The 1,292-nt window shown below is 58.8% G+C and carries 1 pseudogene; it reads right to left on the bottom strand.

Going from position 1 to position 1,292, the window contains the following annotated elements:
• Positions 1-594: 594 nt before the first annotated feature.
• Positions 595-866, bottom strand: a pseudogene (locus tag NKJ58_RS31445) (type II toxin-antitoxin system ParD family antitoxin).
• Positions 867-1,292: the final 426 nt, after the last annotated feature.

Below are 1,292 nucleotides of genomic sequence, written 5' to 3'. Positions count from 1 at the left end.
AAACTGCTTCGCCGCCAGCGGCGCACCGCCCTCGTTCGTGAGGCGTATATAGTCGCCACCAACCAGAACTGTCAACAGTCATCGACGATGTTTTTTCGATTTCTCGTGGAGATATCCACGGGGCGGAAATTCGTGAGCTGGCTTGGCTGAAACTGTGAGTGGTGTTCCGCTGAGGATCACTCTTCTACCAAGCTCCCACCTAGGCGGCGGCAGGTGCGTACCATCGGCCTGAGAATCGCCTCCTGGCGAGTGTCGATCCCCACGCCAGCCTAAGCAGCGCTTCAGAGCCGGCCTTCCAGCAATTCCGCCGTGATGTTGCGGCCGGCGAAAAAGATACCCAGAACCAGACCCGTTCGGCATCGACTGCGAAAGCAATGCTGACGGCACGTCGCCAGCTGATGATCCGCGGACCAGGCATGATCTCGACCCGCTCTGTGCCGCACTGTGGAAAAGTCGACACGCTCAGGAAATGGTCGCGATGCCGACAACGAAATTCCAAGCGATCGCCGGCGACGCACGGGTCGGCTATGTCGTCATAGAGCTGGCCGAGTTCAGTTCCGCCTTGGGGTGGAAGACAATGCGGTACTCCATTGCCTATTTGGCTTTCGCCTGCTTCGCGTGATGACGCGCCTCGAGTCGCGAAAAAACTGTCTCGACAGGGATGCCCTTAGTTTAGCCGGATCCTGCCGGAGCTCGGTCAGGCGCGCCGGAACCTCCTCGCGCAACCATCTTTCCCGCTCCGCCTCGAAATCCTCGAGCATACGCAGGCCGGCGCGAACAACCTCACTGGCATTGTTGTAGCGGCCTGATTCGAGCTGCTTCCTGGTAAAGCTCTCATAGTGGTCGTTCAGAGCGTAGTCGGGCACGGCAACCTCCTGGAAGATTATGGCGCCGATCAAAGCCCGGTAACAATAGATAGCAATGATTGGAAGCGCACGATCACGGTTCGTTTTCCAAGATCTGATGGCGAGAGAATGGTTCGTCGCCTGGTTTTGCAGGATCCAAAGCGTCCGGTCACCATCGCGCCGGCGCGCGGCGGTTGCCGCGCTGACAGAGCCGGGAGCCAACCGGCTTCGCGTGGGCAAAGGTGCCGAATACAAAAGGCCTGCGAGCTGCGGGCGGTTGGGGGTCATGATTTGGCTTTTCTGTCCCACGGTCGGCTTCGCCTGCTTCCGACCCCTGGTGCAGGTTAAAATCGCCATCGATCACGGTCCGAACGCAAAAAGCCCGCGTGAAGCGGGCTTTTTTTGTTGGTTGCGGGGACAGGATTTGAACCTGTGACCTTCAGGTTA

Origin of the sequence: Mesorhizobium sp. M0139, from assembly GCF_040322455.1 — a bacterium.
Lineage (GTDB): Bacteria > Pseudomonadota > Alphaproteobacteria > Rhizobiales > Rhizobiaceae > Mesorhizobium.
Note: the sequence above shows the minus strand (reverse complement) of the source record. Positions and strands in the feature narration are given on the sequence as shown.